At 54.5% G+C, this 14,388-nt stretch carries 12 protein-coding genes; 2 read left to right on the forward strand and 10 right to left on the reverse strand.

Annotated elements, in window-relative coordinates:
• Positions 1–5: 5 nt before the first annotated feature.
• The 7 genes from AQ1_RS12630 to AQ1_RS12660 all read right to left on the reverse strand — a co-directional run bounded on the left by AQ1_RS12630 (position 6) and on the right by AQ1_RS12660 (position 10,419).
• Positions 6–1,418, reverse strand: a complete 1,413-nt coding sequence (locus AQ1_RS12630; protein WP_042087937.1) for an argonaute/piwi family protein — start codon at positions 1,416–1,418, stop codon at positions 6–8.
• Entirely contained in the window at positions 1,415–3,187 is a 1,773-nt protein-coding gene (locus tag AQ1_RS12635) for an SIR2 family protein (RefSeq protein WP_052371273.1), read from the reverse strand. The genes AQ1_RS12630 and AQ1_RS12635 overlap by 4 nt, the downstream gene beginning before the upstream one ends.
• A gap of 26 nt (positions 3,188–3,213) precedes the next feature.
• Entirely contained in the window at positions 3,214–5,544 is a 2,331-nt protein-coding gene (gene hsdR, locus AQ1_RS12640) for an EcoAI/FtnUII family type I restriction enzme subunit R (RefSeq protein ID WP_042087939.1), read from the reverse strand.
• Complete coding sequence (locus AQ1_RS14725) at positions 5,541–7,364, reverse strand: restriction endonuclease subunit S (protein WP_052371274.1); 1,824 nt, start codon at positions 7,362–7,364, stop codon at positions 5,541–5,543. Before AQ1_RS14725 ends, hsdR begins: the two co-directional genes overlap by 4 nt.
• Entirely contained in the window at positions 7,361–8,806 is a 1,446-nt protein-coding gene (locus AQ1_RS12650) for a class I SAM-dependent DNA methyltransferase (protein WP_042087975.1), read from the reverse strand. The genes AQ1_RS14725 and AQ1_RS12650 overlap by 4 nt, the downstream gene beginning before the upstream one ends.
• Positions 8,799–8,981: a hypothetical protein gene (locus AQ1_RS12655; protein ID WP_042087976.1), complete on the reverse strand. Its 183-nt coding sequence runs from the start codon at positions 8,979–8,981 to the stop codon at positions 8,799–8,801. Before AQ1_RS12655 ends, AQ1_RS12650 begins: the two co-directional genes overlap by 8 nt.
• Before the next feature lie 871 nt (positions 8,982–9,852).
• Entirely contained in the window at positions 9,853–10,419 is a 567-nt protein-coding gene (locus AQ1_RS12660; RefSeq protein WP_042087940.1) for a recombinase family protein, read from the reverse strand.
• Positions 10,420–10,664: 245 nt separating this feature from the next.
• On the opposite strand from AQ1_RS12660, the gene AQ1_RS12665 reads away from it, so the two are divergent.
• The gene (locus AQ1_RS12665) at positions 10,665–11,321 is read left to right on the forward strand and encodes a hypothetical protein (RefSeq protein ID WP_152550438.1); all 657 of its coding nucleotides are present in this window, start codon (positions 10,665–10,667) and stop codon (positions 11,319–11,321) included.
• Positions 11,322–11,539: 218 nt separating this feature from the next.
• Here AQ1_RS12665 and AQ1_RS12670 read toward each other — a convergent pair whose 3' ends face one another.
• Positions 11,540–12,034: a hypothetical protein gene (locus tag AQ1_RS12670; protein ID WP_042087942.1), complete on the reverse strand. Its 495-nt coding sequence runs from the start codon at positions 12,032–12,034 to the stop codon at positions 11,540–11,542.
• 734 nt (positions 12,035–12,768) lie between these two features.
• Complete coding sequence (locus tag AQ1_RS12680) at positions 12,769–13,332, reverse strand: helix-turn-helix domain-containing protein (protein ID WP_042087944.1); 564 nt, start codon at positions 13,330–13,332, stop codon at positions 12,769–12,771.
• A 156-nt stretch (positions 13,333–13,488) separates the two neighbouring features.
• On the opposite strand from AQ1_RS12680, the gene AQ1_RS12685 reads away from it, so the two are divergent.
• On the forward strand, positions 13,489–13,875 hold the full coding sequence (locus AQ1_RS12685; protein ID WP_313982038.1) for a hypothetical protein: 387 nt from the start codon (positions 13,489–13,491) through the stop codon (positions 13,873–13,875).
• An 11-nt stretch (positions 13,876–13,886) separates the two neighbouring features.
• Here AQ1_RS12685 and AQ1_RS12690 read toward each other — a convergent pair whose 3' ends face one another.
• A complete protein-coding gene (locus AQ1_RS12690) occupies positions 13,887–14,384 on the reverse strand; it encodes a hypothetical protein (RefSeq protein WP_150007338.1) in 498 nt (165 codons plus the stop codon).
• Between the last annotated feature and the right edge of the window lie 4 nt (positions 14,385–14,388).

Raw genomic sequence — 14,388 nt, forward strand, 5'->3', positions numbered from 1 at the left:
ACGCGTCACATAAAATTGCGGAAATCGTAAACACTATCAACCATGTCCTTGTTTTGCTGAATGATGTCCGCAAACGCCTTGGAGTAAACAAGCGTAACTGGCAGCTTCTTGTACAAAGTGTTGTTGTTCCAATCCATTTTGGTCAGACCAAGAATTCCCAAACAAGTCTCGTGCCACCCGCCTGCACCTGAAAAACGACGTACCAGAACCGGCGAAGGAGTGGGTTTCAGAGCCCCTTCCTTATAGACATTGTAATTGGGATTCTTGACGTTGACTCCGGTTACGCTACCTTGCGTCCACAGAAGAGCCTCATTGCCTTCAATTGGAATATAAGTTCCTCGAACGACGGGATATCCGTGAGCATTGGGAGGCTTTTTGTTGTCGAAGCGAATACCTTTCCAATTCGAGCCTTTGACTATCTGGACAAGCTCAACATCCGTGCCATCGCGAAATGTGTCGAGTGCTCCCAATATCTCCTGTTCCTGAAACGGTGTGTTCTTGTGGACCGTGATCTTGCGCGGTACGCGGCCAAAATGACCGCTTTGGTATATCTCCAGACTCCGTGAGAGTACCGATTGCATCTCATAGTATGAAAGATAGGGGTTCTTTTTGCTGTCCTGCGTGAATTCACGTGCATCATAGGCCACAAATCGGAACCCTGTTCCGTCCGGGTCAAAAACTTGGCTGCAACAGGTCGTGTAAAGATTGCCAGTCTTGTCCGTTTTCATAGCATAGCTGATACCGATGAACGCCTCATCCTGGTTTAGCCCAGTGAGCTTCCAAGGCACACCTCCCGCCTTGGCATAGATTGCCACGCTAATGCCCCACATTACATTGGCGCGACACCTGCGCTGAAAGCTCTTCTCACGGACGATCTGGATCGGAATATTTGAGGGTGCGCAGTACGCTTTAAGATAATCGTGGAAATCGAAGTTTTCGCCCTCGAAGCACGCGGCCCAGCTTTGCGGCAAGTATACAAGCGCGATGTCAAAATTGCTGCGCACGCTACGAAGCTGGGCGATGCATTGGAACAAGCCTTTTGCGAGTTCAGCCTTCTGCCCGGTCTGTGCATGCCTATCAAGTTCATCGGGAAAAGAGATAATCAGGCCGTCATCTTGATCAGCGACGGGAATGCGAAAAAGCGCTTCAAAACCGGGATATTCGGGATAGTAGTTTGGTGCTTCGTGCACCTGCGCTGTGCCCTTGAGTTCCTCCACCAGCCCGGTGAGCTTACCCATATTCGCTTTGGGAGCGAGAAGTGCCAGACGAAGTTTGGCGGGAGCACCGAATTTCAGGCCGTAAGGCCCGTGATCGATCAGCCCTTTCAACGGATGCTTCCCGGTTCGGCCACCCGCGAAGACAAGCTCGGGTTCAGGCAGGGTCGCATAGCCGCTCAGCTCTCCTACGCTCGCGATCATGATACCAGCCTCCGTGAGAAGGCCGTTCTGTTACCTATGCGAAAACAAGGGTTTTCAACGTGATTCCCCTCGGAGAAAGGCTTTACCAAGATTTCCGAGTTTCGCTCATCCGTATCAAAGAGCAACTGAACCCATGCATCCAGAAGCGCGTTGAACTTATCATTCCTCCGGTCGCTGCGCCTTCTATCGAGAAAGTCACGTGCATTGGCACGGGCACGAGGCGGCCATATCCAGATGTCCGGATCGATCATGAGCCAGAGACTGCCTCCCTTCTGATCGACGGATATCCGCAGCGCTTCGGCCCAATCGACCTGTTCGGATTTCGGCTTTTCGGGGGTGGGCACTGTGAAGACGCCCGGCACCTTGCCAGATGTTTTACCAACAAGCTGGAACAACGGATCGAGGCCGCCAACATCGTCGGCATGCTGATCGACAATCAGGAACACCGATCCATGGCGGGCACGGACGAGCAAGGGACGCTCGCGTGCCAGAGCGTATCCTAGAGCCTCCTCGATAAAGCCTTTTAGATGCAGGTTTCCCGGTGTGCGGATATCACCCGGTAACGCACGGGGTTCTACGGTCTCGACGGACCCTGAGAATCCTCGGCGAGCATCGTCTTCCTTCCCCCAGCACCACACCGTATCGGATTTGCTCAGAATCAGAGTTTGCTCCGATGCGCTTGCGACCCTTCTGACTTCATCCCACTCAACAGGTTGCTTGAACGACAGCGACAAGCATTCGGAGGGCATATCCAGTATGGGAAGGGCATTAAGCCGCAGGAGCGGTTGTTGCTGCCCAGACGACGGGAGCGGAATGTTCACTTCCGACAGATGGGCCTTTCGCACCTTCGCATCCATGTCGGGCGACTTGGTTTCGATGTTGCGCCACAGGCGAAGCATCAATGCATCAAACGTCTCAATCTCGACAAACTCGGCGGTCACGCCTTTCTTCTGCGCAGCCGCAAGCAAGTCCGTCACCGCAGGATGTACAGCACCGCCCTTCAAGCCGGTCCAGTAGAGACCGTGAGGGAACGGATTGGACGTTTCGAGGGCTTGCCTGAACAGAGCCATGACGCTCTCATCACGCCCGCTATAACCGGCTACGACAAAGCCGAACCGGTTGGCTGCGTTGACGAGACAAGCGGAAAGTTCCCGATTTTGTCTTTCAAGATCGACACATAGGTTCTTGATGCTGTCATAGCGAAAATCACCGTGCAGCTTACAATAAATGGGGAATTCTTCGTTGTTGAGCGCGTTATTGGCTGCATGCGATCCTTCGATGTGAAAGGCCGTAAGTGACCGACTGCCGACTTCGGCGACCGATTTCTCGACGACGCTATCAAAATTGGTCGTAAATACTATCCGGCACATTCCACTGGCGAGCAACGCGCCGAGCACACGGTTCCCCACCGACAATGCAACTTTATCTTCGGACAGCATAGCGCTCATATACTGGCGCTGACGTTCCTTATCATCGCCGAAAATTTTCTCGAAATAAGTTGTATATTCCTGATCCGCCCACAATTCTGGGAAGCCGTGCGCATCCATATAGGTTTGAATGCGCTCTTTGACGGCATCGCTTTGAATGTCCTGGCGTGAAATGTCCTGATTTTCTTCACGGCAATAGTGGCGGCGTTTGAGATCCCAGATGATATCAGTCGCTGTTGCTAGGCCCGCACTGCGAGATGCCCCTGCGCCGAGAAAAAACGCAAAGTTCTGAGGCCGAGCAGCATATAGCGCTGTTATTTCAGACTGACTAGCCAAGCGCACCTCTAGGGCCTGGGAGTGGCGTATTTTCAGAAGACACTTGATTCCCCTTCAAACAAATACTTTTGGAAACCGACAAAGGCCTCACGAATACGGGGCGCGCCTCCAAGCTCCTTGGCGGCATCCGCGACGGCGCGATATTTTAGTTCCAATAGCGCAGGTAATTTTTCACTATCGAGTTCATCAACACCGCGCTCCACGTACTGCGCCAGTACGAAATCAAGGAATGCTTGCAGCTTCTCATCATAAGACGAGAGAACAGACGTCTTGCGGCTTTCCACCCGTTCAAAACGCGTGATCGTTGGCAAGGCGAATGCGATGTAGGCGAGCACATCGAAGATGTCGCTCTTGTCGGCGCTTATCATTTTCCTAATTTCGAGTAGCTCTTCCCGCCCGTATCCGCGCTCGCTCAAACCATCGAGAAGCGCTTTCCGCGCGGACGGATCGCCCCAAAGCTGGCGAAGTTCCGCTTCGTCCTTGAAGAGGGCGGGAAGTTCCCCAAACAGCCTTTCGATGAATTCCGCCGCCGATAGCGGCCTGCCGTCAGGGCTGTAGAACATAGTCGAGCTGATATGCTGAAGCGTGCGCTCTTTGCCGTCGGCCAGCTTGATTTTGATGCGCTGCGGACGCGGCTCAGGTTCTCCGCCCCCATCATCGCCACCTTTGGGCTGGCCCGGAGCGCCAGGTGCGCCCGGCCCGATGGGCTCAGTTGGCTCCAGCGGTTCGCCGTCCCATTCGGGATCGGAGAAATGCGCGTAGGCCTTCACGAAATCATAGATCGTGAAGTAGTCTTTCCCGTCATAGAGACGCGTTCCGCGCCCGACAATTTGCTTGAATTCGATGATCGAGTTCACTGGGCGCATCAGCACAATGTTGCGCACGTTCCGCGCATCGACGCCGGTCGAAAGCTTCTGCGATGTCGTCAGGATCGTCGGGATCGTCTTCTCATTGTCCTGAAACGCGCGCAGCCATGTCTCGCCCGCCGCGCCGTCGTTGGCCGTCACACGCACGCAGTAATTCGGGTCTTTGGATGACTTCATCTGGTTGATGAGGTCGCGTACAGCGGCGGCATGGTCCTGCGTCGCGCAAAAGACGAGTGTCTTCTGGTTCTGTTCGATCATGTCCATGAAGGTCTGCACGCGGTACTTTTCGCGCTCAGCGATTTCGATGATGCGATTAAAGTCCGCTTCGGTGTAGCGGCGACCTTCTTCGACCTCGCCGTCCAGCACATCATCATCGCGCGTGTAGACATAGTCATCCAGCGTGGTGGCGATCTGCTGCACCTTGAACGGCGTCAGGAAGCCATCATTGATCCCTTCGCGTAGCGAGTAGATGTAAACCGGCTCGCCGAAATAGGCGTAGGTATCGACGTTGTCCTTGCGTTTGGGCGTCGCCGTCAGGCCAAGCTGCACTGCGGGTTCGAAATATTCCAATATCCCGCGCCAGTTGCTTTCGTCCTTCGCGCCGCCACGATGACACTCATCGATAACGATGAAGTCGAAAAAATCAGGCGGGTAGTCAACGAAAGATGGAGTCGGAACGCCATCCGTGTTCGTCCCGCTCATGAAGGTCTGGAAGATGGTGAAGAAGACAGAGCCATTTTTCGGGACGCGCCCCGTCCGCCGCACTTCTGACGGCACGATGCGCACACGGGCGTCATCTGCAAAGGGCGAGAAGGCGTTGTAGGCCTGATCGGCCAGTATGTTCCTGTCTGCCAGAAACAGGATGCGTGGACGGCGCTTAGGTTCGCCCGTCAAGTTCCAGCGGCTGTGGTAAAGTTTCCAGGCAAGCTGGAAGGCGATGAAGGTCTTGCCCGTTCCGGTGGCCAGCGTCAGCAGGATGCGCTTATCGCCCTTGGCGATGGCTTCCAGCACGCGCTCGATGGCAATATCCTGATAGTAGCGCGAAGCCCAGGAGCCGCCCTTGTCTTCGGTCGGCACGGCGGCGAAGCGCTCGCGCCATTCATTTTCTTCCGCAAATGTCGCCGCCCACAATTCGTCAGGGGTCGGAAAGCCGGAAGCATCGCCTTCCGCCCCAGTTTCCATGCACGCGCGATAAACCCCGCGCCCGTTTGTGGAGTAGCAGAAGCGGACCTGAAGCTTTGTTGCATATGCCTTGGCTTGGCCCAGCCCCTCGGTCACATGAGCATCTCGTTTCTTGGCTTCAATGACGCCCAGCCGCTGGCCCTTATAGACGAGAATGTAATCAGCAATTTCAGCCTTGCCGCGACGCCCTGCACCTTCGAGACGTCCGGCGGTGATGTGAAACTCACGCGAAACCCGGCTGCCTTCGACAACGCCCCAGCCAGCGGCGGCAAGTGCGGGATCGATCAGCTCTGCACGGGTCTCAGCTTCGTTCAAAACAGGGACTCCTGCCTTGCACGTACAGCTTTGGCGGAGCCGTCCGGAATGATGTTGTTTTGCCGAATGAAGCGGATCGCCTCTTCAAACCTCGCGGCGGGGATCTCCAGCTTGCTCGCTGCCCAGTTTTCTCTTGCTTCAGCGATAATCGCATTTCGCGTCGGTTCGACGCCGTCGATGATCAGGTTGTTCCATGCCGCATGGACCGTCGCAAGAACTTCTGCCTCCTGAGAGTCCAACGGTATAACCAGATCGATGACCTTCGCGATTTCATCTTTATGAGCAGACAGGCGGGCATATGAGCTGGCGAGCGTTTTCTGGTAATTTCGTCCCGGTTTGAAATCGTAACCGCCCGTTCCACGCGCCTCGAAAGCGAAATAGCCTTGCTGCGCCGCCCAATCTTCGGCGCGGCGCATATGGGCGCTATCATTTGGCCCAGCGGCGTCTTTGATCGGATCACGTCCAAGATCGACGCCGGCAACGGCCTCCACGAGGTGCAGAACTTTTTGCCCCTTCACGCGTCCAAAGGTACGGTCACGCTGCGCAGCGCGGTGCTTGGCAAATGCGAATGCCAAGACATCGGCTGTGTACTGCGGCGATGTGGTGGCAGCCACAGCATTGACATTCGCCCTGCGTTCATTGGCGGAAGTGAGTTCACCGGAGAAGGCTTTTTGAAGAAGCGTTTGCCGAAGTTGCGAGAGTGCGCGGAGTTTCGAACGATATACTTTGGATAGTTGGCTACGCGCGTTCATCGTGCTGTCAATTTTCGCTGCCGCTTCTTTCTGCAATTCCAAATCCGGAAGCCTTACACGGTATGCAAAGAGGTGCTTGCGGTTGACCTTTGGCATCCCAGCCCGGCCAGAACCTTCCACGGCGTAGTCGGTGAATCTCTTAGAAAGTAGTAAGAAATATAGGTAGTCCCGATCCAGAATGCCCTTGCGCGGCTTTAGGGGATAAACATCGGCGCTGCACAGCCCCATGAAATCAGGCCGCGAAACCTTCATCAAGTAGGGTCGAATTTTGCTGTACAGAACTGTTTCGCGGTCGAATAAAAACTTTCCTGAGATAAGTCCTTCTTCCTTCGCGGTCCTCAAATCGATCAGTTCGTCCGACTTGGTGACCATGTTCCCGCCACCAATGTGGAGAAGGTCGGCGAACTCAGCCGCCTTCGGGTCTATGAGCCTGGACTCAATCGAGCAGACATCAGACAACTCATACTCAGCCCCGTCCTGATCGTCGAATATGGACTGAAGTTGACTGTCAAAGAGTTCCTCAGAGTTCGCTAAATTCCGCTCGGCGTTGGCGGTAGCCTTGGCGATGCCCTCGAACGCCTCGTCGAGAATGGCGGCGATCCTCTTTTGCTCTTCGAGCGGAGGAACAGGAATTTGAACGGACTTCAGTTTGCCGCCAGAAAGTTCCTTGAACGTCGCTCCTGTGCCCAGTGAGTTCAGCAATTCGACGTTGGCGTGAAGAAAGTAAAATAGATATTTATGATGAAGGTTTTGCTTTGGAATGAGCCCCTTACACCCCTGATTAAATGACATCGGCACTGTGTTGATCACAAGATGTCCGATGGGAGCGCGAGACGAAAGAATGACGCTCATGGGGGGCAAAGGACGCGCCGAACTGTTCGCGACTCCAGCATCGGTCAATGTGCGTGCAGTTTCAGCAATGAACGGCGACTGGCGCTTGCCCATTTCGGCAGGCGTGACCCATTGATGGCCACCATCCCAATATTCTCTCACACCAGTCTTCGGTGTGCCGCCGTTGACGACTTCGCACACTTCTTCGATTGTTTGCGTCTGCCAATCTGACTTCACAGCATTCCCCTTATGCTTTGGAGAATGTCCGCACCTTCCGCATCTAGAGCGATCATTTCGTCGATGATGCTTTCGGGCGCGCGATAAACAACTTCCTCGTTCTTATTCGGGTTCTTGACCGACATATCGAGGCTGGTCTGGTCGAGGTCGGCGGCCTTGATGCTCCAGCTCTGTGGGCTTTCTGTACGCTTGGCGGCTAAGCGCACGAATTCATCGAAATCCGCATCGGTCAGAGCCGTCGTCTTGCCAAGGCTGCGACCGGGATCGAGCTGGTAGTACCAGATGTCGCGTGTCGGTGCGCCCTTTTCGAAAAACAACACGACCGTTTTGACGCCAGCGCCTTGGAACGTGCCCTGGGGGCAATCGAGCACGGTATGCAGATTACAGGTGGTGAGAAGTTCTTTCCTCAAGGCTGAGGCGTCGCCGTTCGAAAGAAACGTGTTCTTGATGACTACGGCGGCACGTCCACCGGGCTTGAGCATCTTTATGAAGTGCTGAAGGAACAAATATGCCGTCTCGCCTGTGCGGATTGGGAAGTTTTGCTGAATCTCTCGGCGCTCGGAACCGCCGAAGGGCGGATTGGCGAGGATTACATCCTTCTGGTCTCTGGGCTGGATATCTGTGAGCGAGCGCCCCAGTGAATTGTCATGCACGATGTCTGGCGCCTCGATGCCGTGCAGGATCATATTCATGATGCCGATGACATAAGCGAGGCTCTTCTTCTCGACGCCCGAGAATGTACGCTTTTGCAATGTCTCAAGGTCTTTCGTGCTTTTGGCGTTCGGGCGCATGTATTCGAAGGCCTCGCACAGGAAGCCCGCCGAACCGACCGCGCCGTCATAGATGGTTTCGCCGAGCTGCGGGGCAACGACCTTGATCATCGCGCGGATGAGTGGGCGCGGCGTGTAGTATTCTCCGCCATTGCGCCCCGCATTACCCATGCGTTTGATCTTGACCTCATAGAGGTCTGACATCTCGTGCTTGGCGTCCAGCGAGCCGAACTCTAACTCATCCGTGAATTCCAGCACGTCACGTAGATTGTAACCCGAATTGAACTTCGGTTTGATCTCGCTGAAAATCTGCCCGATCTTGTACTCAATCGTCTGCGGGTTGGACGTCCGCTGCTTGAAGCCGCGAAGGTATGGGAACAATTCGTCATTCACGTAGGTAATGAGGTCGTCACCGATCAGCGCGTGATCCCGATCAAGCTCGCCCTTGGCATTCTTTGGAGCCGCCCATTTTGACCAACGATGCGCTTGATCGATGATGTAGCTGTAGGGCTTGCCTTCCAGCTCGGCCCGTGTCGCACGCTCGGCCTCCAAGTCATCAAGATATTTGAGGAACAATACCCATGACGACTGCTCTGTATAATCCAGCTCAGTCGTGCAGCCAGCCTCCTTGCGCAGTGCGTCGTCGATATTTTTAAAAGCCTGTTCAAACATCATGCTGCCGTTTCTTATGATTTTTCTGTCTGGACGCCGATTCGTTTGCTTCGACATAAGTGCGCATGAACTCGCGGAGCACTTGTGCCGCTGGTCGGTCCTGCTGTCGGCAGATTTCGAGAAATTTCTCTCGAAGCTCCCGCTCGACCCGAATGCGAAGTCCTGAATCCTTCATGCATTGAGTGTAGCCAAGGGATACACATATGGCGAGGGAAAAAGCGATAACGCGCAATCCATCCAAGGTTGGTTTCGTGATCGTAGTCCAGCGGCGAAACGCTTGCGCGTATCCAACCTGCGTAAGGTGGCCCATGTTTCCAAAGAGCACGGTGAGGCTCTTGGTCGTAGGTATCGGGTCGCGATAGACCTGATCGGCATCCAATCCGCGCAGGGTTGGTCTCCATGAAATGGTCATGGGGGTATCGGTGGGAGCAGGAACGCTCCCCTGATTGGCGGGTGTCGGGGGTCATTACCCTGACGAGTGGGATTCAAGGGGCGCGATAGCCCCTGATCTTCCTGAAGGGATCGATGGGTGCAGGGAGAGCGAAGTCTCCCGCGAGTGGTTGATCGGCGATACGATCTGATGGCTCGGGTTGGGTTCAATGCCCAGGAAGAGCCAGGGCCGGAGGGATGCAACGGGAGCGCGCAGCGGGCTCCCTTGCCAAGATTGCGGTGTAGTACACCGCACATCTTGCGGTCAGAACTTATTGAGATATTAGAGAAAAACGGTGAAACATGGTGCATGGCAGCATCCGAAGGAAGAGACCGCGCTAGTTCGGCCTATCCTCATTGTCTTGCGAAGAGACAGTCGGACATACGACCTGAGAGGATGACCCGTCTTTGCCGTCCTCGTCACTTCCCATCACGAAGCACCCATTCTTTCGTTCCTCGACGCCTGTCATCTCGGACAGGTTCAAAGGCACTGTCGGCTGTGCCGGTGATCCTGCCCCGCTGCTGCAAGCGCCCAGAACGCCGAACAAGAACGTGACCGTACTGCGCTTTGCATACCTATGTATGTTCATCAAGAATCCCTCGATCCGTTCCATCGCCTACACCAACCCGGCCTCACTAATACTGCGCCGCAGGGTTTCTTCATGCACGTTATAGTGATCGGCAAGCATGGACCATGACGCGCCATGCAACCGTTCCTCGGCGATACTCCTGATCTGGGAAACATTGAGCTTTCGCGGTCGCCCTGGATAGCAACCCCGCTCCGCTGCGGCAGCCAGCCCTGCCTTCGTCCGCTCGCGGATGATCTCGCGCTCAAGCTGGGCGACCGCACCCAGAATATGAAAGACGAACTGGCCTATGGCGGTCGAGGTGTCGATCTTCTCAGTCAGCGATTCGAGGAATGCGCCGCGTGCGGTCAGCGTCTCGCTGATCTCGATCAGGTGGCGAAGCGACCGGCTCATGCGGTCGAGCCGCCAGACGACCAGGGTGGTGCCGGGACCGACAGCATTGAGGGCGTGGGTGAAGGCGGGGCGGCACGTTTGCGCTCCCGACACACCATTGTCCCGGTGAATTACATCGCAGCCCGCGCCGCGCAAGGCGTTGATCTGAAGATCGAGGCACTGCTCGACGGTGCTGACGCGGGCATAGCCGATTTTTCGGGGCATAGCGCAGGTATCCTTGCCGTGTGGTCGGTTTGCGGGGGTGCCCGCAAAAACGACCGTTTTCGAGGATTCGGCTTATCGCCAAACCAACACGGCCCTATCACCTGCCATAATGGCCGTTTATCAACGGCTTACTTATTGAAACGAAACGTAGCACAAAAACTATGTACAAATCAAGAAAAACGGTCCTTTTTACTGCGTTTAGCGAAACAATACGTGCCATAATGAAGACGAGAAAGGCAAGCACAATGGCTCTTCCTAAATTCGGACCGAAAGTATTCCGCAACGCCGCTTTGGGCTTGAGTGCTCTGGCGATGGCCAGCCTGCCGTTCGCCGCGCCGTCCAGTGCCGGAGACGACAACGCCAACCAACCGACAATCTCCGCGCCAGCCATGAGCGGCCAAGGCCTCAGCATGACAAATGCCCATCGTGCAGTCCTGCGGGACACGCCGCGTACCGAGGCGGCACCACAGGGACAAGCCGTCAAAACCGAGATCGCCGACACAACGCAGGTAGCCTATACATCGCCAATTTATGGCAATGTCACTGAGGCACGCAGAGCAGCACAGGAATATGTGCGCGAAACAGGCGGCTTAGGCTTCATAATAAGCTACGGAGAGTTTGAAAACGCGATTGATCCGCAAGAACTCGGACGAGTATTTCAGCAGCAGATTACACAGCGCGGGGCGGAGTCGCGTTATTTCATCGGGCACAATGATACGCCTGGTGTAGCGATGGCCTTTTTCAATGGTCACACCATCGAAGGTCCGATGGGGCCACGGGAAGCTGCCAGTTCAATATCCGATATTGTGGGGCAACATCTTTTCTATAAGCGTCAACTCGGATCGCTGACCCCTGAAGCAGGGGAGCCGACACTGGCGGCAATAAGCCCAGATAATCTATAACTAGGAAAAACTAAGGTTACTTGTGCTGGTCACATCCATTTGATGCGCATGGTCAAGTTTAGCGTCCTCCGCCTTTACGATAATCTCGTCGGATGAAGGGTCATCTAATTCTTCATCGAAGCTGGCTGTTGTCGAATATCCGCTCTGCTCAAGCTCCGCCTGCACTTCCTCAACAACTTCATCGGGAACATTGCCACCATTCTCAGCATGCGCTCTCGTTAGCCTTTGAGCAACTCCCGCCCTTTAGCAACCTGTGGCTGAGTGTCATGCAATTTTTTCACCCATTCGCCCGCTTCCGTACCTTGATACTCGTCTTTGACCGTACCGTCAGGATTCAGGTACTTGTCGTACATTAACTGCGCGCGCTCTGCGTCCGTTTCGACGGAATTATATTCTTCCTCGCTCAGGAAGCGCTGTGCCATAGCGTTAATGTAGTCGTCGCCGAATTCGTCTCTAAACGGCCGTTCCAGTGCGTCGATCTCTGCCTGGATTTGATTGAGCAGATCGAGCCAAGCCGTCGTGCTGGCCCGTTCTTTTTCGCGGCGACGCTCTTCGTTCACGACATCGCTGAACTTTTTGGATGCAGCCGCAGAGCGGTTGGACACGCTCTCCACAGAGCCACCCTGCAAACCCATAAGCTCGACGTTTTCGCGGAATAGATGAATTGAATGAACCGCGCCTACCGCGTCTTTAAATTCCTGGCCGTATGCCATATTGATGCCCCCGTTACACGCTATTTTTTTGCTTTTGTTTTTGTTCTAATTACAAAAATTACCCATGAGACTCCCCGCACAGGTCATGCGTTATTCGTCCGCACACTGATAATGTATACTTTTATAGTTAATTTATTATGTAAATTATTTTGGATTTAATACAAATTTTATTTGTATTCTATGATTTTGACGGCAACGACTTGAGCGCATCTGCAACATAGGCCCATTCCGTAGGGTCAGCGCGCTTAACTCGCCCTGTGCGCCAATGGGAAATCTTGATCTCCGTAAGACCGTTTAGCGAGGCCGGGCGGCCACGGAATAGCGAGGCAGGGCCTGCGCCCGTGCGGTCGAACTCCGCGCACAACTCGGCGCGCATTTCATCCGTGATCGGAACGTAGTTTTTGACTGGACGGCGTTTCGAAGCCTCTCGCCGGGCCGTCAACGATCTGGCGGGTGCGGCCCGGTCCACACCTTTCCGCAGCGCGGCCCCAATGTGACGGACGGAACGACGCAAATCGCCATAGTCGTTGTTCTCGATTACGGAGATCGGGAGTGACCATATGAGCGAATCTTGAAAACACATTCGCTAATTATGTCACGATTTTCGATTTGGAGAAATTCTTCGATCAAAAGATGATCTTCAAGGGCATAAAATCTCGTCGAGTTTTGATGAGATTTCCGAATACTTTCTAAAAACTCATACTACTTAACTCGGCAACTGGTTCCGATCCCAATCAGGGGATGATTTTAAGAGGATATCTTTTCCCGGCAGTCGTTGCCTGTGTTCCATCCTCAACGTGAACGAACAGGATTTCGTTGCACTTCCGTAAGTTCTCGGTAACAGCTGGCGAGAGCGGTAGCCCCGCCGGTCGCCTGCGCCCGCTTTCCTCCAGGCACACAAACATCTTCTCTTCCAGAAAATACTCTGCGCGTTTGATTTCGACCTTGAGCCAGCGGTTGTGGAACAGCACCGCTTTACCGGAGTCGTTGGTTGCCACCTCAACGTCCACGGAGCCCGTTCCGTCCACATCGAAGAAATCACACAGGTTGTCGATCACATGAGGATGAGGTTCCAGGTTCAGGATCGCGTTCAACTCGTCATCAGATATGTTCAGGGCGACGACGAGCGCATCGATGGTTTTGGTCTGTGGCTTGGAGACCTTGCCGTTCTCTAGCTCGGATATGCGAGTCTTGCCGCCCTCATCCCCGAAGGCTGCGACGGCCAAGGCTTGCTGAGTCATCCCCTCGATTCCCCGCTTTGATCTGATCAACTGGCCGAATGCCTGCCCGAACGCCATGGTTTTCTGGTTCCGTAACTTTCCGGAACGCCCGCTCCGGTTGGTCCTCCTAGCTTCGCGGACATGGTCTCGGCGCACAAGCGCTACGGCAAACCGCAAAGTCTCGGAGGTTTGAGCATGTATCTTTGTACGAACTGCTTTATAGCTGGATATTGCATGAAAGAAACGACGAAGCTCGTTTCTGATATTCAAATCGAAAACCCGAATTTTCTGAGTGATTTGCGCTTGTTCACTTCAGAACTTTCGATCAGTCCCGATCACTGGCTTAACTACCTGGTCGATGCCTACAGGGACTATCGGGGGCTCGTCGTCTTCAACGGCGAAGAGGTCTTCCTCAATATGGAAGTTTTCGAAACAGATGGTATTCGCGAGTGGTTTCGTGATTGGGCCTGCGCACCGGTTCCCGAAGGTGTGAGGCCGCGCCTGCGCGAGGAATCCCGCGAACGCATCCGCGCACTGGCGACGATCCTGTCTACGCGGTTTCCGTTCGAAGCGAGCATGTGGGGTGTGCGCGCGGTCAACGATAACCGGCCTCCGGCGTGACAGAAATGATCTCAGAAAGGCACATCCTTGGCGTCGATCATTGAGGTTGTCCCATCCTCCTTGATCAGCGCCGCCTTTGTCAGCTTGTTGGTATCGTCGTCCATCTTCGCCTGATATTGCTCCGAAACCGTCACGCCATAGATGGGTTTAATCCCCTGCCGCCACTCCTGCGCTTCCACCCGTCTGTGCCACGCAAAGGCCTGATCGAAGGGAATGCCGCAGTAATGATTCATGAAGAGTGCGCACATATTGGCGCTTAGTGCCGGGTGCAGGCAGTTTGCCTTTGTCAGCGTCGGCCAGAATTTCTCCTTATCCTTTTCTTTCTGGCGCTCTTCGAATTCATCGCTGCAAGAAATATAGCCGACCATTCGCATATACCTGCAATACGCGATATTGAGCGTCGGACACAGCTCGGGGATTAATCCGAACACCTCGATCTCCGCCCTGCTGATGCTTTCAAAATCGAGCGGGCTGCGCTCGTCTTCAGAATCCAGAATATTCACGTTCATCTGC

Source organism: Iodidimonas nitroreducens (genome assembly GCA_000710935.1).
GTDB lineage: Bacteria > Pseudomonadota > Alphaproteobacteria > Sphingomonadales > Rhodothalassiaceae > Iodidimonas > Iodidimonas nitroreducens.

Coding starts and splice junctions, on each gene's coding strand:
- AQ1_RS12665 (WP_152550438.1), top strand. CDS start 10,665: ATGGCTCTTCCTAAATTCGGACCGAAAGTATTCCGCAACGCCGCTTTG.
- AQ1_RS12685 (WP_313982038.1), top strand. CDS start 13,489: ATGAAAGAAACGACGAAGCTCGTTTCTGATATTCAAATCGAAAACCCG.
- AQ1_RS12670 (WP_042087942.1), bottom strand. CDS start 12,034: ATGGCATACGGCCAGGAATTTAAAGACGCGGTAGGCGCGGTTCATTCA.
- AQ1_RS12660 (WP_042087940.1), bottom strand. CDS start 10,419: ATGCCCCGAAAAATCGGCTATGCCCGCGTCAGCACCGTCGAGCAGTGC.
- AQ1_RS12690 (WP_150007338.1), bottom strand. CDS start 14,384: ATGAACGTGAATATTCTGGATTCTGAAGACGAGCGCAGCCCGCTCGAT.
- AQ1_RS12680 (WP_042087944.1), bottom strand. CDS start 13,332: ATGGCGTTCGGGCAGGCATTCGGCCAGTTGATCAGATCAAAGCGGGGA.
- AQ1_RS12650 (WP_042087975.1), bottom strand. CDS start 8,806: ATGTTTGAACAGGCTTTTAAAAATATCGACGACGCACTGCGCAAGGAG.
- AQ1_RS12655 (WP_042087976.1), bottom strand. CDS start 8,981: ATGAAGGATTCAGGACTTCGCATTCGGGTCGAGCGGGAGCTTCGAGAG.
- AQ1_RS12630 (WP_042087937.1), bottom strand. CDS start 1,418: ATGATCGCGAGCGTAGGAGAGCTGAGCGGCTATGCGACCCTGCCTGAA.